24 protein-coding genes are annotated in these 22,896 nt (G+C 71.0%); 20 read left to right on the forward strand and 4 right to left on the reverse strand.

What is annotated here, in order from left to right:
• Positions 1-66 precede the first annotated feature (66 nt).
• Positions 67-330, reverse strand: coding sequence for a MoaD/ThiS family protein (locus tag IE231_RS14235; RefSeq protein ID WP_189694712.1), 264 nt, complete (start codon positions 328-330; stop codon positions 67-69).
• A 23-nt stretch (positions 331-353) separates the two neighbouring features.
• The gene (moaA, locus tag IE231_RS14240) at positions 354-1,460 is read right to left on the reverse strand and encodes a GTP 3',8-cyclase MoaA (RefSeq protein WP_189694642.1); all 1,107 of its coding nucleotides are present in this window, start codon (positions 1,458-1,460) and stop codon (positions 354-356) included.
• A gap of 188 nt (positions 1,461-1,648) precedes the next feature.
• Here moaA and IE231_RS14245 point away from each other — a divergent pair, with 188 nt between their 5' ends.
• The 7 genes from IE231_RS14245 to IE231_RS14275 are packed head-to-tail and all read left to right on the forward strand — an operon-like array spanning position 1,649 to position 7,303.
• Positions 1,649-3,232 carry a molybdopterin-dependent oxidoreductase gene (locus tag IE231_RS14245; RefSeq protein WP_189694643.1) on the forward strand — a complete coding sequence of 528 codons (1,584 nt, stop codon included), beginning with the start codon at positions 1,649-1,651 and terminating at the stop codon, positions 3,230-3,232.
• The gene (locus IE231_RS14250; RefSeq protein ID WP_189694644.1) at positions 3,229-4,560 is read left to right on the forward strand and encodes a molybdopterin molybdotransferase MoeA; all 1,332 of its coding nucleotides are present in this window, start codon (positions 3,229-3,231) and stop codon (positions 4,558-4,560) included. The genes IE231_RS14245 and IE231_RS14250 overlap by 4 nt, the downstream gene beginning before the upstream one ends.
• Positions 4,548-5,084: a cyclic pyranopterin monophosphate synthase MoaC gene (gene moaC / locus IE231_RS14255; protein WP_189694645.1), complete on the forward strand. Its 537-nt coding sequence runs from the start codon at positions 4,548-4,550 to the stop codon at positions 5,082-5,084. Before IE231_RS14250 ends, moaC begins: the two co-directional genes overlap by 13 nt.
• Positions 5,081-5,584, forward strand: coding sequence for a MogA/MoaB family molybdenum cofactor biosynthesis protein (locus tag IE231_RS14260; RefSeq protein WP_229867036.1), 504 nt, complete (start codon positions 5,081-5,083; stop codon positions 5,582-5,584). Before moaC ends, IE231_RS14260 begins: the two co-directional genes overlap by 4 nt.
• Entirely contained in the window at positions 5,571-6,038 is a 468-nt protein-coding gene (locus tag IE231_RS14265) for a molybdenum cofactor biosynthesis protein MoaE (RefSeq protein ID WP_189694646.1), read from the forward strand. The genes IE231_RS14260 and IE231_RS14265 overlap by 14 nt, the downstream gene beginning before the upstream one ends.
• A 42-nt stretch (positions 6,039-6,080) precedes the next feature.
• Positions 6,081-6,839: a 4-hydroxy-tetrahydrodipicolinate reductase gene (gene dapB / locus IE231_RS14270; protein WP_189694647.1), complete on the forward strand. Its 759-nt coding sequence runs from the start codon at positions 6,081-6,083 to the stop codon at positions 6,837-6,839.
• Complete coding sequence (locus IE231_RS14275; RefSeq protein ID WP_189694648.1) at positions 6,836-7,303, forward strand: hypothetical protein; 468 nt, start codon at positions 6,836-6,838, stop codon at positions 7,301-7,303. Before dapB ends, IE231_RS14275 begins: the two co-directional genes overlap by 4 nt.
• Here IE231_RS14275 and IE231_RS14280 read toward each other — a convergent pair.
• Positions 7,300-8,535 carry a heparan-alpha-glucosaminide N-acetyltransferase domain-containing protein gene (locus IE231_RS14280; protein WP_189694649.1) on the reverse strand — a complete coding sequence of 412 codons (1,236 nt, stop codon included), beginning with the start codon at positions 8,533-8,535 and terminating at the stop codon, positions 7,300-7,302. The genes IE231_RS14275 and IE231_RS14280 overlap by 4 nt on opposite strands.
• Positions 8,536-8,622: 87 nt before the next feature.
• Between IE231_RS14280 and IE231_RS14285 the strand changes: the two genes are divergently transcribed.
• The 8 genes from IE231_RS14285 to IE231_RS14320 all read left to right on the forward strand — a co-directional run bounded on the left by IE231_RS14285 (position 8,623) and on the right by IE231_RS14320 (position 17,077).
• Positions 8,623-8,952, forward strand: a complete 330-nt coding sequence (locus tag IE231_RS14285; RefSeq protein ID WP_189694650.1) for a hypothetical protein — start codon at positions 8,623-8,625, stop codon at positions 8,950-8,952.
• 30 nt (positions 8,953-8,982) lie between these two features.
• Positions 8,983-9,738, forward strand: coding sequence for a carbon-nitrogen hydrolase family protein (locus IE231_RS14290; protein WP_189694651.1), 756 nt, complete (start codon positions 8,983-8,985; stop codon positions 9,736-9,738).
• A 44-nt stretch (positions 9,739-9,782) separates the two neighbouring features.
• Positions 9,783-10,691: a 4-hydroxy-tetrahydrodipicolinate synthase gene (dapA, locus tag IE231_RS14295; RefSeq protein ID WP_189694652.1), complete on the forward strand. Its 909-nt coding sequence runs from the start codon at positions 9,783-9,785 to the stop codon at positions 10,689-10,691.
• 13 nt (positions 10,692-10,704) lie between these two features.
• The gene (locus IE231_RS14300; protein ID WP_189694653.1) at positions 10,705-12,396 is read left to right on the forward strand and encodes a ribonuclease J; all 1,692 of its coding nucleotides are present in this window, start codon (positions 10,705-10,707) and stop codon (positions 12,394-12,396) included.
• Between the two features lie 80 nt (positions 12,397-12,476).
• Entirely contained in the window at positions 12,477-15,377 is a 2,901-nt protein-coding gene (locus tag IE231_RS14305) for an FtsK/SpoIIIE family DNA translocase (RefSeq protein ID WP_189694654.1), read from the forward strand.
• A gap of 69 nt (positions 15,378-15,446) precedes the next feature.
• Positions 15,447-15,980 (forward strand): CDP-diacylglycerol--glycerol-3-phosphate 3-phosphatidyltransferase, encoded by a 534-nt coding sequence (pgsA, locus tag IE231_RS14310; RefSeq protein ID WP_189694714.1) that lies wholly within the window; start codon positions 15,447-15,449, stop codon positions 15,978-15,980.
• A 4-nt stretch (positions 15,981-15,984) separates the two neighbouring features.
• Positions 15,985-16,485, forward strand: coding sequence for a CinA family protein (locus tag IE231_RS14315; RefSeq protein WP_189694655.1), 501 nt, complete (start codon positions 15,985-15,987; stop codon positions 16,483-16,485).
• 166 nt (positions 16,486-16,651) lie between these two features.
• Positions 16,652-17,077: a helix-turn-helix domain-containing protein gene (locus IE231_RS14320; protein ID WP_189694656.1), complete on the forward strand. Its 426-nt coding sequence runs from the start codon at positions 16,652-16,654 to the stop codon at positions 17,075-17,077.
• Between the two features lie 80 nt (positions 17,078-17,157).
• Here the strand turns inward: IE231_RS14320 and IE231_RS14325 are convergent, their stop codons facing one another.
• Entirely contained in the window at positions 17,158-17,622 is a 465-nt protein-coding gene (locus IE231_RS14325; RefSeq protein ID WP_189694657.1) for a MarR family winged helix-turn-helix transcriptional regulator, read from the reverse strand.
• A gap of 82 nt (positions 17,623-17,704) precedes the next feature.
• Here IE231_RS14325 and IE231_RS14330 point away from each other — a divergent pair, with 82 nt between their 5' ends.
• The 5 genes from IE231_RS14330 (at position 17,705) to miaB (ending at position 22,893) form a co-directional block, all read left to right on the forward strand.
• A complete protein-coding gene (locus IE231_RS14330; protein WP_189694658.1) occupies positions 17,705-17,926 on the forward strand; it encodes a DUF3046 domain-containing protein in 222 nt (73 codons plus the stop codon).
• A 244-nt stretch (positions 17,927-18,170) separates the two neighbouring features.
• On the forward strand, positions 18,171-19,235 hold the full coding sequence (recA, locus tag IE231_RS14335; protein WP_189694659.1) for a recombinase RecA: 1,065 nt from the start codon (positions 18,171-18,173) through the stop codon (positions 19,233-19,235).
• On the forward strand, positions 19,236-19,802 hold the full coding sequence (locus IE231_RS14340) for a regulatory protein RecX (protein WP_306341572.1): 567 nt from the start codon (positions 19,236-19,238) through the stop codon (positions 19,800-19,802). It begins immediately after the preceding gene.
• A 140-nt stretch (positions 19,803-19,942) separates the two neighbouring features.
• Positions 19,943-21,304, forward strand: a complete 1,362-nt coding sequence (locus IE231_RS14345; protein ID WP_189694660.1) for an aggregation-promoting factor C-terminal-like domain-containing protein — start codon at positions 19,943-19,945, stop codon at positions 21,302-21,304.
• Positions 21,305-21,369: 65 nt separating this feature from the next.
• Positions 21,370-22,893 carry a tRNA (N6-isopentenyl adenosine(37)-C2)-methylthiotransferase MiaB gene (gene miaB, locus IE231_RS14350; RefSeq protein ID WP_189694661.1) on the forward strand — a complete coding sequence of 508 codons (1,524 nt, stop codon included), beginning with the start codon at positions 21,370-21,372 and terminating at the stop codon, positions 22,891-22,893.
• The last annotated feature ends 3 nt before the right edge of the window (positions 22,894-22,896 follow it).

Consider the following 22,896-nt stretch of genomic DNA (forward strand, 5'->3'; position numbering starts at 1 on the left):
ATCCCACGCTACGCCTCCCGTACGGGAGTGTCGTCATCCCTGGGACGGATCTGCGGCCGGGGGCGGTCAGCCCCCCGCGAAGGGCGGGAGCACATCGACCTGGTCCCCGGCGGCGAGCGGCCGGGCCGGGTCCTTCGCCGCCACCTCGTTCACCAGGAAGGAGCACCGCCGCAGCACGTCGGCGAGCTGCGGCGCTCCGTCGCGCGGCCGGCGGACGACGGCGCGCACCGCCTCGAGCGCATCGGCGAGGGTAGCGCCGTCGGGCACCTCGAGGTGCTCTGCGTCGACGCCGGCGGCCGCCTGGGCCGCGGCGTAGTACCGCAGGGTGATCTGCACGGGGTGCTCCTTGGGTCTCAGCCGCCGATGGCGGACATCGAGCGGTCGGGCTGGGTGAAGCCGTCGGCGCCGAGGCCGGTATGGTCCATGCCGTGGGCCCGCGGCTTGAGCCACATGGCCTCCTGCCAACGCTGTGCGACGTCCTCGTCGGAGGCACCGGAGCGCAGGAGGGCGCGCAGGTCCACTTCCTCGTGGGAGAAGAGGCAGCTCATGACCTTGCCCTCGGCTGTGATCCGTGTGCGCTTGCAGTCGGAGCAGAACGGCTCCGTCACCGAGGCGATGATGCCCACGGTGCCCAGGGCGGCGTCGTCATCCTTCCGGCGCACCTCGAAGCGCTCGGCGGGGGCTCCGTCGCGGGCCCGGGGGTCCGGGGCGAGGCGGAAGCGCTCGGAGAGGATCGCGCGGACCTCGGCGGCGGTGACCATGCCCTGCCGTGTCCACCCGTGGTCCGCGTCGAGGGGCATCTGCTCGATGAACCGCAGCTCATAGCCGCGCTCGAGGCACCAGGCCAGCAGGGCCGGCGCGTCGGCGTCGTTGATGCCGCGCATGAGCACCGAGTTGACCTTGATCGGACCGAGGCCCGCGGCGTCGGCAGCCTCGATGCCGGCGAGCACGCGGTCGAGGAACGGGCGGCGTGCGAGCTTCGCGAAGGTCTCGGGGTGCAGCGTGTCGAGCGAGATGTTGATGCGGGTCAGGCCGGCGCCGCTGAGCGCGGCCGCCTTCGCATCCAGGCCCACGGCATTGGTGGTCAGGGCGATCGGCAGGTGAGGATGGGCCGCGCGCAGCGCCGCGATGATCTCGACCAGATCGGCGCGGACGAGGGGCTCGCCGCCCGTGAGCCGGAGCTCGCGCACGCCGAGGCGATGCACGCCGATCCCCACAATCCGCACGATCTCCTCCGCGGAGAGCACGGCGTCCTTGGCGAGCCAGGGCAGCCCGTCGGCCGGCATGCAGTAGGAGCACCGCAGGTTGCACTTGTCCGTCAGGGACAGCCGCATGTCTGTGGCCACGCGGCCGTACCGGTCCACGAGTCCGGCGAGCCCGGCGGGACGGTCGGCAGCGCGCGGATCCCGGCCCAAGGGGTCCGTGGTCCGCCGTTGCGGCATCCCGAGCTCAACAGTCATGCGTCTACGGTACGCCAGCGCCGCAGACGGCGGGCGGACGTCTCACTGCGCGGTCACGCGGCCGGTCTCGCTCCGCGGTCGCGCTCACTCCGCGGTCGCGCGCCCGCGGGAAGCACCCCGCCCAGAAGTCCACATCGCGGCGCGCCGTCGCCGGGTCCCGCGCGCCGCCGCCGATTTACGCTGGAGGCATGAGCCCCCGCACTGCAGCCAGCCCCGCGCCCGCAGTACGCGCCGCGAGCCGGAGGCGCACGGGGTTCGCGGCACTCGCCGGGGTGCTCTCGGCGGCCGCGGGCGTCCTGACGGGCGAGGTGGGCGCGGCCCTCCTCAGCCCCTCGCTGAGCCCGGTCTCGGCCGTGGCCGGAGCCGTCGTGGACGCCACGCCGCCCGCCGCGAAGGACTGGGCGATCCAGACCTTCGGCACGGGCGACAAGGCCTTCCTCGTCACCGTGATCGGCCTCGCGCTGGCGGTCCTCGGTGCGGCCGCTGGCGTGCTCGAGCTGCGGAGGCCGGGCGTCGGGGTAGGCCTGGCCGGGGCGATCGGGCTGGTGGGCCTCGGGGCTGTCGTGACGCGCTCGCTCGCCGGGCCCGGGGCGTGGCTATGCGCTCTCGCCGCCGGCATCGTCGCGATGGCACTCCTCCGCTGGCTTGTGAACAGGCTCCGGCGCGAGCCCCTGGGCCACGTCGGTTCATCCCCCGGAGGATTCCCCCGGCGGGGATTCCTCCGGGCGCTCGCGGGTACGGGGGCGGCCGTCGTGCTGGGAGGCGTCGTGACCGCCGTCCTGCGGGGAGCCGCGGTTGCGGCGGCCTCGGCCCGGGACGCCCTCAGGCTGCCGACGCCCGCCGACCCCGCGCCGCCGATCCCGGAGAGTGCCCAGGTCGGCGTCGCGGGCGTCTCCGCGCTCGTGACTCCCGCTGCCGACTTCTACCGCATCGACACCGCGTTCGTCGTGCCGTCGGTGGATCCGGCCACGTGGCAGCTGAGGGTCACGGGCCTCGTGGAGGAGCCCGTGACTCTCACGTGGTCAGAGCTGCTCGGCAAGCCGCTCGTGGAGCGGTACGTGACGCTGACCTGCGTCTCGAACGAGGTCGGCGGGAACCTCGCGGGCAACGCGCGCTGGCTCGGCTGGCCCGTCCGCGAGCTGCTCGCGGCGGCCAGGCCGCGGCCGGGTGCGGACATGGTCCTCTCGCGCAGTGTGGACGGATTCACTGCCGGCACGCCGCTGACAGCGCTCACCGATCCGGGCCGGGACGCGCTGCTGGCCGTGGCGATGAACGGCGAGCCGCTTCCCCCCGAGCATGGATTCCCCGTGCGCCTCGTGGTGCCGGGGCTGTACGGCTATGTCTCCGCAACCAAGTGGGTCACCGAGCTCAAGGTCACGACCTTTGCCGCGGACACCGCCTACTGGAGCACGCGGGGCTGGAGCGAGAAGGGACCGATCAAGACTGCGTCCCGCATCGACGTGCCCCGGCGTGGGAGCGGGGTCACGGCGGGAGAAGTCACCGTGGCCGGCGTCGCGTGGGCGCAGCACCGCGGCATCTCGGCCGTGGAGGTCAGGGTGGACGACGGCGCGTGGCAGCCCGCGCGGCTCGGCACCGGGATCTCTCGGGATACTTGGTACCAGTGGGCCGCCTCGGTCCGGCTTTCGCCGGGACGCCACCGGATCGCGGTCCGGGCGACCGACGGCGACGGGCAGGTGCAGACCGCGGCCCAGGCGCCCCCCGCCCCGGACGGGGCCACGGGATACGACATCATCGACGTGGAGGCCGCATGACCGCACAGCATCGGAACGCGACATCGCAGCGGCTCGCCGGCGCGTCTGAGGTCGGTTCGGCCCTCGGGCACGTCAGCGGGCGCGTCAGCGGGCACCCCAGCGTCGCTGATCACCGCGCCAGGATCGCCCGCCTGCTCGAGCCCCTGGCCGCGCGTCCCGTCCAGCGTGTCCCTCTGGGCGAAGCGCTCGGTGCCGCCCTGGGCGAGGACCTCGTGGCACCCGTGAGCCTGCCGCCCTTCGACAACTCCCAGATGGACGGATTCGCCGTGCGTGCGGCGGACTTCCACGGCGACGGCTCTGACGGGCCACACGCCCCGGGCCGGCGGGAGTTCACGGTGGCGGAGGCGATCCCGGCCGGGGCCGTGCCCGAATGCCTCGTCCCCGGCAGGGCCGCACCGATCATGACGGGGGCCGTGATGCCGGACGGCGCGGACGCCGTGGTGCCGGTCGAACAGGCCGTTCCCTCCGCCTACCCGGCGGCGGGGGAGACGGTGCTGCTCCCGCGGGCGGAGGCGGGCACCTTCGTGCGGCGAGCCGGCAGCGACGTGGAGGCGGGCGCCGTCGTGCTCCTGGCCGGGACACCCTTGGGGCCGGCCCAGCTCGGGCTGGCCGCGGCCCTCGGATTCGGGGATCTGCCCGTGCGGCCGCCCCTGCGCGCCGCCGTCGTCAGTACGGGCGCGGAACTCGCGGCTCCCGGCGACGCCCTCGCCCCGGGCCAGATCCACGACGCCAACGGTCCCCTCCTTGCGGCCGCGCTGAGGGAGGCCGGGCTCGCGGTGGAGCATCTGGCCGTCCGGACGGATGACCCCGCCGAGCTGCTGCTCGCCCTCGAGTGCCTCGCCCGGCCCAGCGCCGACGAGGGGCCGGACCTGATCGTCACCACGGGCGGTGTGTCCCAGGGCGCCTTCGAGGCGACCAAGCTGGCTCTGGCCGGCGGCGACGTCGAGTTCTCGCACCTCGCGATGCAGCCCGGCGGTCCGCAGGGGCTCGGCGCCTTCCGGGGCGTCCCGGTCATCGCTTTCCCGGGCAACCCCGTGAGCTGCTGGATCTCCTGGGAGGTCCTGCTGCGCCCAGTGCTCTCCGAGCTTCTCGGCGCGCCCAGGCCCCGGCGTGTGCTGAGCTCCCGGCTGGGCGAGCCCCTCGTCTCCCCGGCTGGGAAGCTCCAGATCCGCCGGGGGCGCCTCCGCCGCGACGGGGCCGTGCAGCTCGTGGGGGGCCCGGGCTCCCACCTGCTCGGCGCACTCGCCTCATCGGACGCGCTCGTCATGGTGCCGGAGCACGTCACGGAGCTCAGTGCCGGTGCCGAGGTGGAAGTATGGCTGACGTGAACGAGACCCCCAAGCTCACCCACGTGCGGGCCGACGGCAGCGCCCACATGGTCGATGTGAGCAGCAAGCAGGAGACCACGCGCGAGGCGACCGCTCAGGCGGTCCTCACCACCACGCGCGAGGTGATCGCGCTGCTCGCGGAGGGCGGCCTGCCCAAGGGCGATGCCCTCGCCGTGGCGCGCGTGGCCGGGATCATGGCCGCGAAGAAGACCCCCGAGCTCATCCCGCTCTGCCATCCGCTGCCGATCGCCAAGGTCACGGTGGACTTCGAGCTGGGCCCGACGAGCGTCACCGTCTACGCGACCGTCAAGACGCGGGGCGTGACGGGGGTGGAGATGGAGGCACTGACCTCGGCTTCCGTCGCGGCGCTGGGCGTCTACGACATGGTCAAGGCCGTCGACAAGCACGCCGTCATCTCCGAGCTGAAGGTCCTGGCCAAGTCCGGTGGCAAGAGCGGGGACTGGTCATTGCCGGGCGCCAGCGGCGGCGACGCCGGCGGGACCCCCCGCGGGGATGCCTCGTGAGGCGCGCGGGCATCCTCATCGCCTCGACCCGGGCGGCGACGGGCGCGTACGAGGACCGGACGGGCCCGGTCATCGCGGACTGGCTCTCCGAGCACGGCTTCGAGGTCATCCCCACCGCGGTCGTCCCCGACGGTCCCAGCGTCGGCGCCGCCCTCCGGGCCCTGCTGTCCCTCTCTCCCGCCGCAGTCATCACGAGCGGGGGGACGGGGCTGAGCCCGGACGACCGCACCCCTGAGGAGACACGGCCGCTCCTGGACCGCGAGGTCCCCGGCATCATGGAGGCCATCCGCGCGGCCGGCCTGGCGAAGACGCCCCTCGCGGCACTGTCCCGGGGGCACGCCGGACTCGCGGGCACCTCGTTCGTCGTCAACCTGCCGGGGTCGCCGTCCGGCGTCATGGACGGCCTCGCGGTCCTCGACCCGATCATCGAGCACCTCTGTGACCAGGCTGCCGGAAAGGCCGGCCACGACCACGGCAAGGAGAACCATGTCCACGAGTGATCGCCGGGTCCACGTGGTCCACGCCGCAGTGACCCTTGAGCCGCTCGAGGAGACCGCGGCGCGGGCCGCCGTCGACGCGGCGGACGCCGGCGCCGTCGTGCTCTTCTCCGGCGTGGTCCGCGACCACGACGAGGGCCGGGGCGTCACCCGCCTCTCGTACACCGCGCACCCCACCGCGGAGGCAGTGCTGCGCGAGGTCGTGGACCAGGTGATCCATGAGCACGCCGCCGTGCACCCCGCCTCCGAGCGGGCGATGCGGGTGTGGATCGCCCACCGCGTCGGGGAGCTGGCAGTGGGGGACGCCGCCTTCGTCTGCGCCGTATCGGCAGCCCACCGCGGGGAGGCGTTCCGGCTCTGCTCGGACCTCGTGGACACCGTCAAGGACCAGGTGCCGATCTGGAAGGAGCAGTTCTTCGACGACGGCGGGAGCGAGTGGGTGGCCGCACTCGGCTGACCCCGAAGGGGGCGCCGGCCGCGCTGGGCTAGGCTTGAGGCCATGGCAGAACGACTTCCCGTGGCAGTGCTGGGCGCGAATGGGCGCATGGGTTCCGAGGCCGTCAGGGCAGTCAATGCAGCGGAGGACATGGAGGTCGTCGCAGCGCTCGGCCGCGGCGACTCGCTCGAATCGCTCGTCGAGTCCGGCGCCACCCACGTCGTCGACCTCACCGTCCCCGACGCCACCGAGGAGAACGTGCGTTTCGCCGTCGAGCACGGAATGCACGCCGTCGTGGGCACCACGGGGTGGACCGACGGGCGGCTCGAGTCCCTCGGCACCCTGCTCTCCGAGTACCCCGGTACCGGCGTGCTCATCGCTCCCAACTTCGCACTCGGCGCCGTGCTCGCCTCAGCCTTCGCCGCGAAGGCCGCGCAGTACTTCGAGTCCGTCGAGATCGTCGAGCTCCACCACCCCGACAAGGTGGACGCTCCTTCCGGCACGGCCGTGCGCACCGCGCAGCTCATCGCCCAGGCCCGCGCGGCCGCCGGCGTCGGGCCCTCGCCGGACGCGACGGCGAAGACGCTCGACGGCGCGCGCGGCGCCGACGTCGACGGCGTCCGGGTGCACGCGGTGCGCCTCCGCGGCCTCGTGGCCCACCAGGAGGTCCTCCTCGGCAGCGTGGGGGAGGAACTGACTATCCGCCACGACTCGTTCGACCGCGCGTCCTTCATGCCCGGAGTGCTGCTCGGCCTGCGCCAGGTCGCGGCGCACCCGGGGCTCACCGTCGGCCTCGACGGCTACCTGGACCTCGGGCTGTGAGCGCCGTGGACTGGTTCAGGGCCAACCGGGTGAAGATCGGCGTGGCACTGGTCACGTTGCTGCTGGTGTTCTACCTCGTGGTCACGTTCGACCGTGCCCGCATCCTGCTGACGGACCCGCAGCCGGTCGCGAAGGCGATCGGCGCAGCCTATCTCGTGCTGCCGATCGTGGGAGCGTGGGCGCTCCTGCGCGAGCTCTCCTTCGGTGCCCGCCTCGAGCGGATGGGCAAGGAGCTCGCCGCCGAGGGCGGCCTCCCCGAAGACAACCTGCCACGCACAGCTGGGGGCCGGATCGTGAGGTCAGCCGCAGACGCGGAATTCGGGCGTTACCGGGGCGAGGCCGAGGCAGCGCCGGAGGACTGGCGGTCCTGGTACCGGCTCGGCCTCGCCTACGACGCCTCCGGCGACCGCAAGCAGGCACGCGCCGCGATGCGCCGCGCAGCCGCGCTGCACCGCGGACGCTAGCGCCGCAGCGTCCGCGGCGGGGCGCCCGACGCGAGGAGGCCCAGACGGGACGCTCCGTGGGCCACCCACTCGAGGGGGCCGCGCCAGCCGTTCGCGTTCACGAACAGGCCCACGGCGAGGGCCACCGTCACATGCAGGGCGAGCAGGGTCTCGCGGGTCACGTGGGCGAGGTCGGCTACGGGCAGAGAGAGCGCCCACACATGGGCTGTATAGAGGGTGAGGGTCATCGTGCCCGCGCCTGCGAGAGGCGCGAGCAGGCCGGTGCGCATGAGCGGGCCGACGCGCGCAAGGAGGAGGAACCCGCCGATCACCGCCGCGGAGGTCCCCGAGGTATGCAGGAGGTCCAGGGTTGTGCCCGAGTGTGGGGATGCCGTCGTGAGCCACCACCACGTTCCGGTCTGGTCCACGCCGGTGAGGTTCGCCTCGAGCATCGCCCGCAGCGGCCAAACCCGGGCCTGATCGGTGGCCAGGAGCACGTTCAAGCCGCCCAACGGTGTGAGGAACGCCCACGCGCACGCCTTGGCGGTCACGGCCGTCACGACGCCTCCGACCACGAGCCATGCCTGGGTCGACGTCCTCGCGAGGTCGGCGCGGCCGACCCACAGGCCAACGAGCACGTAAGCGAACCACTGCAGGGCCGGGTAGTAGCCGGTCACGGTCAGGTCTGCGAGGAGGCGCCCGGGCTCGGCCAGATCGGCCCACGCGGGGTTGTGGCCCAGGCGAAGCGGCTGGGGGGACTCCAGGAGCGCCGGGCGCAGCAGGTAGGCGACCACGGGCGCGGCGAGGAGCCACGCCGCAGCGAGCAGTCCGAGCGCCTGCCGCCTCAGTCCCAGCACCGGCAGGGCGCACCAGAACAGCAGGGCGTATTGGACCAGGATCACCGCGACGTTGACCTCCGCGAGCCCGAGGGTGAGGCCGACGGCGGCGATCACCGCAGCGCGCAGCGCGAGGCCCGCGCGGTTGCGCACCGCCGGGACGCGGCCGAGCGTGAGCGAGACTCCCGCGAGGACTGCGAAGAGGGCGGCTGCGCGACCGGAGAATACAAGCCCCACCCACGTCGGCGACCAGGCCGAGGACGAGGCATCCCGTTCAAAGGTGGGAAGGATGTGGGTTGCCATCATGGCCAACAGTGCACTTCCGCGCGCGAGGTCGACGCCGCCCAGACGGGCGCCCGCAGCATCGCGCCGCCGGGTGCCGCGCCCCGCACGGGGTGTTTCCGACCGTCCGCCCATGGGCCGATCGTCTCATGGCCGCCCGATGCCCGGGTCTCCGGGCGCAGGGCTTGTTATTCGAAGATATGTTCGACTAGAGTGGCGTCCATGAGCAGGGACCATACGCCCGTTCAGGGAACCGCCGCCGCCCCGTTCCTGTCCCCCGGGGCGGGGGGCCCCCTCTCCCGGCAGCTGGTGGAGAGGTCGGTGGGGCGGGACCCCTCGGTGCATTCTTGGCGCGCCGGGGGCCCGCTCCTTCCCGGCGAGCCTCCGCCGGGGGAGCTCGCGCGCCGGCTCTCCGAGACAGAGGTGCGGTACCTCACGGACTTGGAGCTGGAGGCGTACGTGCGGGCCTGCGCGGACCTGGGTGCGTGGGCGGGAATCCGTGCGTGCGCCGCCCACGCAGAGATGGCGGCGCGCCTCCGCGGCCGTGTCTAGGAGCATTGGAGCCTGCCCTACGATGGCGTTATGCCCGCCGAGCTCACCGTCGCAGCCGTGCAGTCCGTGCCGCTTCCTGGAGGCCTCCAGGCGAACATCGATGAGCACGTCCGCCTCCTCGAAGACGCCGAGGGGCATGGCGCGCGGCTCGCCGTCTTCCCTGAGCTGTCGCTGACCGGCTACGACCTCTCGCTGCTCGCCGACGGAGGGTACTGGATCACCAGCATCTCCACCCAGCTCGCGGAGATCCAGGCCGCCTGCGAGGATATGGGGATCGTCGCCGTCGTCGGGGCTGCCGTCCGCGAGCCGGACGGCACGCCGCGCCTCGCATCGCTCCTGCTGCGACCGGGAACTGCCCCCCTGATCGCGCCGAAGATGCACCTCCACGGAGATGAGCGCGACCTCTTCGAACCGGGAACCCGGCCCACCGTCGTCGACGTCGATGGGTGGAGGGTTGCCCTCGCGGTCTGCTTTGACGTCGCCCAGCCTGGACATGCGGCCGAGGCGGCCGCCGCGGGCACCGACCTTTACGCGGCGTCATCCGTCTACGTGGCCGGCCAGGAACGCCGGCTCGACCTCCACTTCGGGGCGCGCGCCATGGACAGCCGATTCTTTGCCCTTCTCGCGAATGCCGGAGGAACGAGCACCCTGGGGGCTTCGTGCGGCGGGACCGGCATCTGGGGCCCTGACGGCCACCGCATGGCCGCGGCCCGCGGCACCGGTTCCGAGGTGGTGCCGGCCGTCCTGTTCCGCTCCGCGCTCGAACGGTACCGCGGCCGTCACTGACCCGCGTTGCCCAAAGCGCCTGCCCACACGGTAACGTTCTGTGCATGGCTGACTCCGACCTCACGCGCACTTTCGGCACTCTCCTGACCGCCATGGTGACCCCGTTCACCGAGGACGGGGAGGTCGACTTCGAGGCGGCGGGCAAGCTGGCAGCCAAGCTCGTGGACGACGGCTGCGATGGCCTCGTGGTCACGGGTACCACGGGGGAGACGTCGACCCTCACCGACGAGGAGAACCTCGGCATGTTCAAGGCCGTCCTCGAGGCGGTGGGCGGGCGCGCCAAGGTCATCGCCGGAACAGGCACGAACGACACGCGCCACTCGGTGAGCCTGTCCCGCCGCGCCGCGGAGCTCGGCGTGGACGGGCTGCTCCTGGTCACCCCGTACTACAACAAGCCGAGCCAGGCGGGAGTGCAGGCGCATTTCGAGACCGTCGCGTCCTCGACCGACCTTCCGGTCATGCTCTACGACATTCCGGGCCGCTCGGGCATCGCCATTGCGACCGAAACCATCATCCGGCTCGCCGAGCACCCCAACATCGTCGGCCTGAAGGATGCCAAGGCGGACTTCGCGGCCGTCACGCGCGTGCTCGCCAAGACCGACCTCGCCGTCTACTCGGGCGACGACGGGCTCACCCTCCCGTGGATGGCTGCGGGCGCGCTCGGCGTCGTGTCCGTCACGGCCCACGTGGCCACCGCCAAATTCCGCACCCTCGTCGACGCTGCGCTGGCCGGCGACTTCGCGACGGCCCGCAGGGTCCACTTCGAGCTCGATCCGGTGATCCGCGGCGTCATGACCCGGGTCCAGGGCGCGGTTGCAGCCAAGCAGGTTCTCAAGTGGCAGGGTGTCCTGCCCAACTCCGTGGTCCGCCTTCCCCTCGTGGAACCGGGCGAGGCGGAGCTTTCCCTCATCCGCAACGATCTGGCCGAAGCCGGAATGGACTTCGGCGCCTAGGAGCAGCACCAGCATGACCCAACGAGCCCTGTCCGTCCTCACCACCCCGCCGCCGCTCCCTTCGGGCAGCCTGCGGATCGTCCCGCTCGGCGGGCTCGGTGAGGTCGGGCGGAATATGGCCGTCTTCGAGATCGGGGGCAAGCTCCTGGTGGTCGACTGCGGCGTCCTGTTCCCGGAGGAGACGCAGCCCGGCGTCGACCTCATCCTCCCCGACTTCTCCTACATCGAGGACCGGCTGGACGACATCCTCGCCGTCGTGCTCACCCACGGGCACGAAGACCACATCGGCGGCGTCCCGTACCTCCTCCGGCGCCGCCGGGACATCCCCCTCGTGGGCTCCCAGCTCACGCTGGCCTTCGTCGAAGCGAAGCTCGCCGAGCACCGCATCACTCCCGTGCTGCGCGTGGTCGAGGAGGGGCAGGTGCTCGACTTCGGCCCGTTCCAGACCGAGTTCATCGCCGTGAACCACTCCATCCCGGACGCCCTCGCCGTGTTCATCCGCACCGCGGGCGGCACGGTGCTGCACACAGGCGACTTCAAGATGGACCAACTCCCGCTCGACGGCCGCATCACGGACCTGCGCCACTTCGCCCGCCTCGGCGAGGAGGGCGTGGACCTGTTCATGGCGGACTCGACGAACGCCGACGTCCCGGGCTTCACGACGGCGGAGAAGGAGATCGGGCCGACGCTGGACCGCTTCTTCGGCCAGGCCCGCAAGCGGATCATCGTCGCGAGCTTCTCCTCGCACGTCCACCGCGTCCAGCAGGTGCTCGACGCCGCGCATCACCACGGCCGCAAGGTCGCCTTCGTGGGCCGGTCGATGGTGCGCAACATGGGCATCGCGGCCAAGCTCGGCTACCTCGACGTCCCGCCGGGGATCCTCGTGGACATCAAGCAGATCGATGAGATCCCGGACCACCGCCTCGTGCTCATGTCCACGGGATCGCAGGGCGAGCCGATGGCGGCCCTGTCGCGCATGGCAAGCGGCGACCACCGCGTGCAGGTGGGCCAGGGCGACATGGTCATCCTGGCCTCCTCGCTCATCCCGGGCAACGAGAATGCCGTGTTCCGCGTCGTCAACGGCCTGCTCAAGCTCGGCGCCACCGTGGTCCACAAGGGCATGGCCAAGGTCCACGTCTCCGGCCACGCGGCCGCGGGGGAGCTTCTCTACTGCTACAACATCGTCGAGCCGCTCAATGCCATGCCCGTGCACGGCGAGACCCGGCACCTCATCGCCAACGGCAACCTCGCCCTCGAGACCGGCATGGAGCCGGAGAGCGTCATCCTCGCGGACAACGGCACGGTCGTAGACCTCGCGGACGGCGTCGCGAAGATCGTCGGGCAGGTCGAGGTCGGCTTCGTCTACGTCGACGGCAGCAGCGTCGGCGAGATCACCGACGTCGACCTCAAGGACCGCCGGATCCTCGGCGAGGAGGGCTTCATCTCCGTGATCACGGTGGTGAACCGCTCCACGGGCAAGGTGGTGTCGGGCCCCGAGATCCACGCGCGCGGCGTCGCCGAGGACGACTCGGTGTTCGATGACATCGTCCCGAAGGTCAACGAGGCGCTCGAGGAGGCCATCCTCGCCCGGCCGGACCACACGGCGCACCAGCTCCAGCAGGTGGTCCGCCGGGTGATCGGCACGTGGGTGAGCCGGAAGCTCCGCCGCAAGCCCATGATCATCCCGGTGGTCCTCGAGGCCTGAGGCACCGCTCGCCTGCGATAAGGCCGCCGCTCCCGCCCAAATCCGCGGGGACGGCGGCCTTTCGCGGTACGGTGGCCAATATGGCGACTCGTACCTCCTCCACGCCACCCACCAGATCCGGCACCTCGAACCGGTCCAGCGCGTCCAAAGCGGGCAGCCGGGCCGGTGCGTCCCGCGCGAGGACGGGCAAGGGCGGTGCGGGGTCGCGCCGCGTCACGACGACGGAGAGTGGACAGCCGTGGCTCGCGCGCGTGATCGGCGGCGTCTGGGGCGGCATCGCCCACACCGTCGGCGGGGGAGTGCGCCGCATCGGGACGGACGTGAGCGACGTCGACCCCGAGGTGCGGCGTGACGGGGCCGCGCTGTTCAATCTGGTCCTGGCGGTATTCATCGCCACCTTTGCCTGGTGGGGGTGGACGGGCTGGTTCCCGGACGCGGTCTACGCCGTGGTCAACGGCACCTTCGGCTGGGTCTCACTCCTGCTCCCGCTCATGCTGGGCGTGTGCGCGTTCCGCCTCTTCCGCAAACCCGCCGACCACCGCGGGAACAACCGAGTGGGCATCGGCTTCCTCGTCATGGCCTTCTCTGCGACCGGCCTGGCCCACGTCTTCGGAGGGCTGCCCTCGGCTGCCAACGGGTTCGACGGGCTGCGCACCGCCGGCGGGATGCTCGGCTTCCTCGCGGCGTCCCTCCTTGCCACGATCCACCCCGCCGTTCCGGTGATCGTGTACTCGCTGCTCGCGTTCGTCTCGGTGCTCATCGTCACGGCGACTCCCTTCGCGGCCATTCCACGCCGCATCCGCGGCGCGTGGGAGCACCTCATGGGGCTGGACCTCGGGCCCGAGGAGCAGGACGGCCACGACCGCAGCTACCTCTACGACTCGGAGCGCCGCGCCCAGGACGCCGCGCACGAGCGCCGCCGGAAGAAGCGCGGCCTGTTCGGCAGGCAGCCCGAGGGCAGCGAGGAGGAGCCTCAGGAGCGTTCGGGGGACGAGCCCTATGAGCGGGCCATCGTCGACGACGCCGAGGCCCCCGAGCCCACCGCCCAGATGCCTGCGGCGGGTCCCGGCCGCTCCCAGGCGGAGGCGGCCATCCAGAAGATCCGCGCGGCGCAGGGCCGCGCGGCGGCTGCGGGCCCGGCGGCCGGGGTCCCCACGGGGGAGCCGACGGAGGCGATCCCCACCGTCGGGCTCCCCACCCCCACGGTCGGCGCCGCTGTCCACGTGCCGTCGAATCCCGTGGCGCCGACCCCGCCGCCGGCGCCGATCCCGCAGCGCACCGAGCAGCTCCAGCTCTCGGGCGACGTCGCGTACACGCTGCCGTCCTCGGACTTCCTCGTGCAGGGTTCCGCGCCCAAGGAGCGCACCGAGGCGAACGACGCCGTCGTGGCGGCGCTGACGAGCACGCTCACGCAGTTCAATGTGGACGCCGAGGTGACCGGGTTCTCCCGGGGCCCGACGGTCACGCGGTACGAGATCGAGCTGTCTCCGGGAACCAAGGTCGAGAAGGTCACGGCGCTGTCCAAGAACATCGCCTACGCGGTGGCGAGCTCCGACGTGCGCATCCTCAGCCCGATCCCGGGCAAGAGCGCGATCGGGATCGAGATCCCGAACACCGACCGCGAGACGGTCTCGCTCGGCGACGTGCTGCGCAGCCAGAACGCGCGCCGAACGGAGCATCCGATGGTGATGGGCGTCGGCAAGGATGTCGAGGGCGGCTTCGTCGTCGCGAACCTCGCCAAGATGCCCCACCTGCTCGTCGCAGGTGCGACCGGCGCGGGCAAGTCCTCGTTCGTGAACTCGATGATCACCTCGATCCTCATGCGGGCCACTCCCGATGAGGTGCGCATGGTCATGGTCGACCCGAAACGCGTGGAGCTCACGGCCTACGAGGGCGTGCCTCACCTCATCACCCCCATCATCACGAGCCCCAAGAAGGCCGCCGAGGCCCTCCAGTGGGTGGTCCGTGAAATGGATGCGCGGTACGACGACCTCGCCAACTACGGCTTCAAGCACATCGACGACTTCAACAAGGCAGTCCGTGCGGGCAAGGTCGTGCCCCCGCCGGGCTCCGAGCGCAAGGTGCGTCCCTATCCCTACCTGCTGGTGATCGTGGACGAGCTCGCCGACCTCATGATGGTCGCCCCGCGCGACGTCGAGGACTCCATCGTGCGCATCACCCAGCTGGCGCGCGCGGCAGGCATCCACCTGGTGCTCGCCACCCAGCGCCCGTCGGTAGACGTCGTCACGGGCCTCATCAAGGCCAACGTGCCGTCGAGGATGGCATTCGCGACGTCCTCCGTCACCGACTCCCGGGTCGTCCTCGACCAGCCCGGCGCCGAGAAGCTGATCGGCCAGGGCGACGCGCTGTTCCTGCCCATGGGGGCGTCGAAGCCCATGCGCGTCCAGGGCGCGTGGGTGTCCGAGTCCGAGATCAACAAGGTGGTCGAGCACGTCAAGGGCCAGCTGACCGTGACGTACCGCGAGGACGTGGCGGCCGAGCCCGAGAAGAAGCAGATCGACGAGGAGATCGGCGATGACCTCGAGGTGCTGCTCCAGGCGACCGAGCTCGTCGTGACGACCCAGTTCGGCTCGACGTCGATGCTCCAGCGCAAGCTGCGCGTGGGCTTCGCCAAGGCCGGCCGGCTCATGGACCTCCTCGAGAGCCGCGGGGTCGTCGGGCCCTCCGAGGGATCCAAGGCGCGCGATGTCCTCGTCAAGCCCGACGACCTGCCCGCGGTGCTCTCCGCGCTGCGAGGCGAGGACGCGCCGTCGTCCGCCGCTCCCGACCAGGCCCGGAGCGACCACGCGCTCGCCGACAACGCGAGCGCAAACCACCACGTGGGCGACTACGAGGTCGACTCGCCCTACGCCGAGGACCTCGTGGCCAAGGACCTCGACTCCCGTCCGCAGGCTGTCGACTACCACGACGGTGACGACGACGGCGACGGCGAGGACGCCTGGCAGCTCACCGGACGCTAGGCTGAGACGGTGACCATCCCCTCGGCAGCGCCGCCATCACAGCTGTGGAACGTGCCCAACATCCTCACCATGGTGAGGATCATCCTCGTCCCGTTCTTCATCTGGTCGCTCCTCGCCGACGGCAGCCAGCACGGGGTGCTGCGGTGGATCGCCTTCGTGCTGTTCGCGGTCGCGATCTACACGGACCAGCTCGACGGCGCCATCGCCCGCAAGCGGAACCTCATCACCGACTTCGGCAAGATCGCCGATCCCATCGCGGACAAGCTCCTCACCGGATCAGCACTCGTGCTGCTCTCCGTGCTCGGCGAGCTGCCATGGTGGATCACGGTCCTCATCCTCGTGCGCGAATGGGGGATCACGGCCCTGCGGTTCGTCGTGATCCGCTACGGTGTCATGCCCGCCTCGCCTGGGGGGAAGCTCAAGACCGTCCTGCAGACCGTTGCGATCCTCCTCTACCTGTTCCCGCTCACCCCGGGACTTGCAGTCTTGGCGGCGATTGCTTTCTGGATCATGGTCCTCGCCCTCGCCGTGACCGTGGTGACGGGCCTCGACTACCTTGTGAAGGCTGCGCGGCTGCGGGCGAGCGCCCTGAAGGGCCGGTGAGCTGATGGCGGCCGACGTGTCCGAGGGCGCAGCCACGACAGCGCGCGACGTGGTGGAGGCCTTCATCGCGCAGGGTGCGACGGCGGCGACGGCCGAGTCCCTCACGGCGGGCCTCGTTGCGGCGTCCCTCGCGGACGTCCCGGGTGCCTCCGCCATGCTGCGCGGCGGCGTCGTGAGCTATTCGAGCGAGGTGAAGGCGGACGTGCTCGGCGTGTCCCGCGCGCTGCTCTCGGCGGTAGGTTCGGTCGACGCCGAGGTGGCGCGCCAGATGGCCGACGGCGCCCGGCGCGTCTGCCGTGCGGACTACGGCGTCTCGACGACCGGCGCCGCAGGCCCCGAGCCTCACGACGGCAAGCCGGTGGGGACGGTCTTCGTTGCCGTCTCGGGGCCGGCGGGTACGACCGTGAGGCCCTACCTCTTCAGCGGCGACCGGCCCGCTGTCCGCGCGGCCGCCGCCCAGGCCGCGCTGGACGGGCTGCTGGCCGCGCTCCGCGGGGGCTCCTGAAAACTGGGAGCCCGCTGTGAATTGTGTGTGGCCGGGCGCCGACGGGGAACAATCCCAGTGTCGTGAAAGTTGTGGATAGTGTCGTCACCGGATGGCGGCAGCACTAGGATGATTCACACGGACCCGCCCGCCGCGGGGATCTGGACCAAGGAGCGCATCGATCCACATGGTTAAGCAGCCCGTATCCGTCAACGGCGTTGTGCGCTGGCGTGACGTGGGCCTGGCCGACATCGGTAAGCAGGAACAGAAGGAGCGCAAGATGGTTGTTCTGCGTCATGAGATTGGAGACGTCCTCCGCGACGTCCGTCAGCGCCAGGGCCGAACGCTCCGTGAAGTCTCGCACAATGCGAGGGTGTCGCTCGGATACCTCAGCGAGGTCGAGCGCGGTCAGAAGGAGGCCTCCTCGGAGCTGCTCTCCTCGATCTGCTCGGCACTGGATGTGCCGCTCTCGGTCATGCTCCGCGAAGTCAGCGACCGCGTTGCCGTCGCGGAAGGGATCACGATCCCGGACACGGTGCCTCAGGAGTTCGCCCAGCGGTATGGCAGGGACACGAACACTGACCTGGACGCCGAGCTGAGCACGATCAGCTGACGCCACCACGACTCGGGAAGGACCGGACGCGAAAGCGTCCGGTCCTTCGTCGTCTCCGGCCGCTCGTCGGGGCGGGGAGCTCAGTGGTGGGGGGCGAGGGCGTCGTTCATCCGGCGGAGGTACTCGGCCAGCTCGGTGAGCTCACGGGGGTCCCAGGAGGCGAGCCGCTCGGCGAAGAACTCGTGCCGGCGGCGCTTCAGCTCTGCAACCTGGCGCTCGCCCTCGCCCGTCAGGGTGACTTGCTGGGCGCGCCCGTCACTGGGATCTGCCTCCTTGGCCACGAGTCCGAGTTCTTCGAGGAGCGCGATCTGCCGGCTCACCGTCGGCTTTCCAACCCCGACGGAGGCGGCCAGGTCAGTCACCCGGCGCGCCCCGTCGCGGTGGAGGATCGTCAGCAGGCCGTAGGCCGCCGGGTCGAGATCGGGATGGAGTCCGCGGGACAGTCCCACCGACGCAGCGCGGCCGCGGCGCCAGAACACCGCAAGCTGCTGTTCGACGTCGACAAGGGCGGTGTCGAAGGCGGCTGGGGCATGCGGTATGGACATGCCTTCATCTTAGGGCGGCTCGCCGGCTCCCGATCGGCAGGGGGCAGGAGGGGGACCGCGGGCTGTGGGGGAGAATGGCCGAGTGCGCAACAGTGATTTCTGGAGGCTGATGGAAGACGAGTTCGGCGCGGGCTACGCGCATGTGCTTGCTTCCAGCGCCGTGCTCTCTGCCGTGGGCGGCCGGACCGCTGAGGATGCCCTCAAGGCAGGGGTCCCTCCGCGCACGGTATGGAACGCTGTCTGCGATCTCCAGGATGTGCCCCCGGAGCGGAGGCTGGGCAAGGACCGTCCCCTCAAGGACTGAACCTGGAGCCCGCTTCCGGGCGCCTGCGGGAGAGCTGACGACACGCCGAGTGGGATTCGAAGATGTGTTCGGGGGAGCTGTAGTGTCGTATGCAGAGCATTCCAGAGGCTGACTGCGCCGAGTTGTCCACATGGCGGGGTGACTGCGCTTCCATTGTCGGTGGGGGTCGGTAGCGTGAGCGGCATGGAGGAGCGGCAGGCAGGACAGGGCGCTGCCGCGACAGAACCCGACTCGGAGGAAGACCATGGCAGCATCAACGCCGTCCACGCCGGAGCGCCAGAAGGCGCTTGAGGCGGCACTGGCGCAGATCGACAAGCAGTTCGGCAAGGGCTCGATCATGAGGCTTGGAGATGACACCCGGGCGCCCATCGAGGTCATCCCCACCGGGTCCATCGCACTCGACGTCGCCTTGGGCATCGGCGGCCTCCCGCGCGGCCGCGTGGTCGAGATCTACGGCCCGGAGTCCTCGGGCAAGACGACGGTGGCCCTCCACGCGGTCGCCAACGCCCAGCGCAACGGAGGCATCGCTGCGTTCATCGATGCCGAGCACGCGCTCGATCCGGAGTACGCCGCCAAGCTGGGCGTCGACACGGATGCGCTGCTCGTCTCCCAGCCGGACACGGGAGAGCAGGCGCTCGAGATCATGGACATGCTCGTGGGCTCCGGCTCGCTGGACATCATCGTCATCGACTCTGTCGCGGCGCTCGTGCCGCGTGCAGAGATCGAGGGAGAGATGGGGGACAGCCACGTCGGCCTCCAGGCGCGTCTCATGAGCCAGGCCCTCCGGAAGGTCACCGGTCGGCTCAACCAGACCAAGACCACCGCGATCTTCATCAACCAGCTGCGTGAGAAGATCGGCGTCTTCTTCGGCTCGCCTGAGACGACAACCGGTGGCAAGGCGCTCAAGTTCTACGCGTCGGTCCGCATCGATGTCCGTCGGATCCAGACCCTCAAGGAGGGCGCCGATTCGGTCGGCAACCGGACCAAGGCGAAGATTGTCAAGAACAAGATGGCGCCGCCCTTCAAGCAGGCCGAGTTCGACATCATCTACGGTCAGGGCATCTCCCGCGAAGGGGGAATCATCGACATGGGCGTCGAGCACGGCATCATCAAGAAGTCGGGCTCGTGGTTCACGTATGACGGCGATCAGCTGGGTCAGGGGATGGAGAACTCACGCCGATTCCTGCGGGACAACCCCGAGCTGGCTGAGGAACTCGAGCGGCTCATCAAGGAGAAGCTCGGCGTAGGAGTCAAGAAGGACGCCGAGGACGAGGACCAGCCGCGCCTCAAGGCCGTCGACGGGGACTAGGTGACTGGCGGAAGGCGCACTCAGGGCCCACCGCCCGAGCTGGATCCGGACGCCGACCCCGAGGCTGTGGCGCGGGCGATCCTGCTCCGCCAGCTCACCATGGGGCCGCGCAGCCGACTGCAGCTCGAACAGAAGCTGCGCGATCGGAACGTCCCCGAGGACCTCGCCCACGCGCTCCTCTCCCGGTTCGAGGAGGTCGGTCTTGTCGACGACGCGGAATTCGCCCGGATGTGGGTCCGGAGCCGTGGGGAGACGAGGTCGCTTGGCCGGACCGCGCTGCGCCGTGAGCTGAGCGAGAAGGGAATCACCGGCGAGACGGCAGAAAAGGCATTGGGCGAGCTCAGCCCCGAGGCCGAGGAGGACGCCGCTCGGCGCTTGCTGGCGCGGCGCGTCAGGCCCTTCGACCGTGAGGATCGGGCCGCCCGCGACAAGGAGCTGCGCCGACTGGTCGCCATGCTCGCGCGGAAGGGGCATGCACCGGGTACCGCTTTTCGCCTTGCCGCGGAGGTACTCGCGGCCGAGGTGTTGGACGCCGAGGCCCTCGAGGTGCCGAACGGAGAGACCTGACATCGTGTAGGGACTCATCTCCGGCGTGTCTCCGAGGTTGCTGGGAATCCTGTGACTACAGTGACAAATGGGATTACTGGGGTATTCTCTAACCCGTGCGATCAGAGCAGGGCTTCCCCTTACGCCGGCGCCTCGGGCGGGTGCGTAGCGCAGTGCTGCTGACGCTCGCCGTGGTCAGCGCCTTGCCGGCAGGGGCGCCGATGGCGGGTGCTGACGACGGGCCACCCTCTGGCTACCCCACCTGGGCAGATGTGCAGGCCGCGAAGTCCAACGCCGACTCCGCCAAGGCGGAGGCAGACCGGATCGGCTCGCTACTGACCAGCGTCGAATCCACCGCCGCCGACGCGTCGGCGAAGGCTGTGACGGCGGGCGCCGCATCCGCGAAGGCCGCCCAGGCCGTCAAGGACCAGCAGCAGGTCGTGGCGGTGCTCGACGCGGAGGCAGCGAAGCGGGCGGCTGAGAGGGATGCGGCGCAGCGTCAGGCCGGCCAGCTCGCCGCCGACTCCTACATGGGCGGGTCAGGCGGTGGCCCCATAGAAGCGCTCTCGGTGATCGGCCAGCAGGACGGGCTGAACCGCCTCCAGACGCTGCAGGTCCTTGGGGACCAGACGGCGCAGGCCGTGAGGGACTACCGGGTTGCTGCCAACGCCGCGGCGGCTGCCGAAGACGCGTCACAGGCCGCGAAGGATGCGCTGGCCGATCTCGCCGCCACGGCCGCCCAGCAGTTCAGCCTTGCCCAGCAGGCACAGCAGCAGGCACAGGACGTGGTCACCCAGACCCAGCAGCACGAAGACCTGCTCCTGGCCCAGCTGGCGGACCTCAAGGGAACGTCTGTCGAGGTCGAGCAGAAGTACCGTGAGGGGCAGGCCGCGCAGGCTGCCTACGCGGCCGCGCAGGAGGCCAAGCGCCGGGCCGCCGAACAGGCCGCCCAGCAGGCGGCGGCCGAGGCGCAGCGGCGGCAGCAGGAGGCGCTCGCCCGCCAGCAGGAGGCCCTGGCCCAACAGCAGGCGCAGCAGCAGCAAGTCCAGACGCAGCGTCAGGTTCCGGTGCAGCCGCCGGCGCCCGTGCAGGGACCCGCAGCCTCAGGACAGGCGCAGGGAGCGGCTGTCATCCCGGCCGCTCCCGTCGTCGCTCCCCTCCCGGCGGCACCCCCGCCGCCCCCGCCGGCAGTCAGCCCGGGTGTGGGTGTGGTCGACGACCCGGCCGGTGCCCAGGCCTACGCATCCTCTCAACTCGGAGCCTATGGGTGGGACAGCGGCCAGTTCGGCTGCCTCCTGAAGCTCTGGACGCAGGAATCGAGCTGGCTCACCGACGCGACGAATCCTTCGAGCGGCGCCTACGGGATCGCCCAGGCGCTCCCGCCGAGCAAGTACTACACGGCGGGCAGCGACTGGCTCACCAACTACCGTACGCAGATCAACTGGGGGCTCGGCTACATCGCCTCCCGCTACGGCACGCCGTGCAACGCGTGGGCGCACGAGGTCTCCGCCGGCTGGTACTAGGACAAGCCGCGGAGGTCGGGACGATCCGGTCTTCCGGTGGGCGAGGCGGCCGGTACCCTTGGTGGGTGAGTTCTCCGCTGCCCGCCCCCGCTGCCGAGCCGTCCCCACGCTCCTATGAGGTGCGCACGTTCGGCTGCCAGATGAATGTCCACGATTCAGAGCGCATGTCCGGTCTTCTCGAGTCCGCTGGCTACGTCCGGGCGCAGGAGGGCAGCGAGCCGGACGTCGTCGTGTTCAACACCTGCGCGGTGCGTGAGAACGCCGACAACCGGCTCTACGGCCACCTCGGCCAGCTGCGGCCGGTCAAGGCACGCCACCCCGGCATGCAGATCGCCGTCGGTGGCTGCCTCGCGCAGAAGGACCGCGACACCATCCTCGCGAGGGCGCCGTGGGTTGATGCCGTCTTCGGCACCCACAACGTCGGGGCGCTTCCGGCCCTGCTCGAACGGGCGCGCCACAACGCCGAGGCGCAGCTGGAGATCCTCGAATCCCTGGAGGTCTTCCCTTCCACGCTGCCCACCAAGCGTGAGTCTGTCTACAGCGGCTGGGTCTCCATCTCGGTGGGCTGCAACAACACCTGCACGTTCTGCATCGTGCCCAGCCTGCGAGGCAAGGAGCGCGATCGCCGGCCGGGCGACATCCTCGCGGAAGTTCAGGCCCTCGTGGACGACGGCGCGATCGAGGTGACGCTGCTCGGGCAGAACGTCAACTCCTACGGCGTCGAGTTCGGCGACCGGCTCGCGTTCGGCAAGCTGCTGCGCGCGTGCGGGCAGATCGAGGGCCTCGAGCGTGTCCGCTTCACCAGCCCGCATCCCGCGGCCTTCACTGACGACGTCATCGAGGCGATGGCCGAGACCCCGAACGTCATGCCCCAGCTGCACATGCCGCTCCAGTCCGGCTCCGACCGGATCCTGCGCGAGATGCGCCGCTCCTACCGCAGCGCGAAGTTCCTCGGAATCCTGGACCGCGTCCGCGAGCGCATCCCGCACGCGGCGATCACCACCGACATCATCGTGGGCTTCCCCGGCGAGACCGAGGAGGACTTCCAGGCCACGCTCGACGTTGTGGAGCGTTCGCGCTTCTCGAATGCGTTCACGTTCCAGTACTCCCAGCGGCCCGGCACGCCGGCGGCCACGCTCCCGGACCAGCTGCCCAAGGCCGTGGTCCAGGAGCGCTACGAGCGCCTCATCGCCCTCCAGGACAGGATCGCCGCGGAGGAGAATGCGGCGCAGGTCGGCCGGACGATCGAAGTCATGGCGACGGCCCAGGCGGGCCGCAAGGCGGGGGAGACCCATCGCCTGTCCGGGCGCGCGCGTGACAACCGTCTCGTGCACTTCTCGGTTCCCGAGGGAGCCTCGGCCCCCCGCCCGGGTGATCTCGTGACGGTGACGGTCACCGACGCGGCGCCGTTCCACTTGATTGCCGATCCGGCAGGCCCGGATGCCTACTCGCTGCGGCGCTCCCGGGCCGGAGACGCGTGGGACCGCGCCCAGGCGGATACGTGCGGCGTGCCGTCCCAGGGCGTCTCGTCGGCGCCCGGTGGATCCGTGAGCCTGGGCATGCCCGCCCTGCCCCTCCGCACCGCGTAGCCG

It is taken from the genome of Sinomonas cellulolyticus (genome assembly GCF_014656475.1).
GTDB classification, from domain to species: domain Bacteria; phylum Actinomycetota; class Actinomycetes; order Actinomycetales; family Micrococcaceae; genus Sinomonas; species Sinomonas cellulolyticus.

What these genes read in the sequence shown, in the direction of transcription:
- moaA (WP_189694642.1), bottom strand. Translation starts at nt 1,460, where the DNA reads ATGACTGTTGAGCTCGGGATGCCGCAACGGCGGACCACGGACCCCTTG.
- IE231_RS14305 (WP_189694654.1), top strand. Translation starts at nt 12,477, where the DNA reads ATGGCGACTCGTACCTCCTCCACGCCACCCACCAGATCCGGCACCTCG.
- IE231_RS14250 (WP_189694644.1), top strand. Translation starts at nt 3,229, where the DNA reads ATGACCGCACAGCATCGGAACGCGACATCGCAGCGGCTCGCCGGCGCG.
- IE231_RS14320 (WP_189694656.1), top strand. Translation starts at nt 16,652, where the DNA reads ATGGTTAAGCAGCCCGTATCCGTCAACGGCGTTGTGCGCTGGCGTGAC.
- moaC (WP_189694645.1), top strand. Translation starts at nt 4,548, where the DNA reads ATGGCTGACGTGAACGAGACCCCCAAGCTCACCCACGTGCGGGCCGAC.
- pgsA (WP_189694714.1), top strand. Translation starts at nt 15,447, where the DNA reads ATGGTGAGGATCATCCTCGTCCCGTTCTTCATCTGGTCGCTCCTCGCC.
- IE231_RS14300 (WP_189694653.1), top strand. Translation starts at nt 10,705, where the DNA reads ATGACCCAACGAGCCCTGTCCGTCCTCACCACCCCGCCGCCGCTCCCT.
- IE231_RS14265 (WP_189694646.1), top strand. Translation starts at nt 5,571, where the DNA reads ATGTCCACGAGTGATCGCCGGGTCCACGTGGTCCACGCCGCAGTGACC.
- recA (WP_189694659.1), top strand. Translation starts at nt 18,171, where the DNA reads ATGGCAGCATCAACGCCGTCCACGCCGGAGCGCCAGAAGGCGCTTGAG.
- IE231_RS14285 (WP_189694650.1), top strand. Translation starts at nt 8,623, where the DNA reads ATGAGCAGGGACCATACGCCCGTTCAGGGAACCGCCGCCGCCCCGTTC.
- IE231_RS14325 (WP_189694657.1), bottom strand. Translation starts at nt 17,622, where the DNA reads ATGTCCATACCGCATGCCCCAGCCGCCTTCGACACCGCCCTTGTCGAC.
- dapB (WP_189694647.1), top strand. Translation starts at nt 6,081, where the DNA reads ATGGCAGAACGACTTCCCGTGGCAGTGCTGGGCGCGAATGGGCGCATG.
- IE231_RS14245 (WP_189694643.1), top strand. Translation starts at nt 1,649, where the DNA reads ATGAGCCCCCGCACTGCAGCCAGCCCCGCGCCCGCAGTACGCGCCGCG.
- IE231_RS14280 (WP_189694649.1), bottom strand. Translation starts at nt 8,535, where the DNA reads ATGGGCGGACGGTCGGAAACACCCCGTGCGGGGCGCGGCACCCGGCGG.
- IE231_RS14315 (WP_189694655.1), top strand. Translation starts at nt 15,985, where the DNA reads ATGGCGGCCGACGTGTCCGAGGGCGCAGCCACGACAGCGCGCGACGTG.
- IE231_RS14290 (WP_189694651.1), top strand. Translation starts at nt 8,983, where the DNA reads ATGCCCGCCGAGCTCACCGTCGCAGCCGTGCAGTCCGTGCCGCTTCCT.
- dapA (WP_189694652.1), top strand. Translation starts at nt 9,783, where the DNA reads ATGGCTGACTCCGACCTCACGCGCACTTTCGGCACTCTCCTGACCGCC.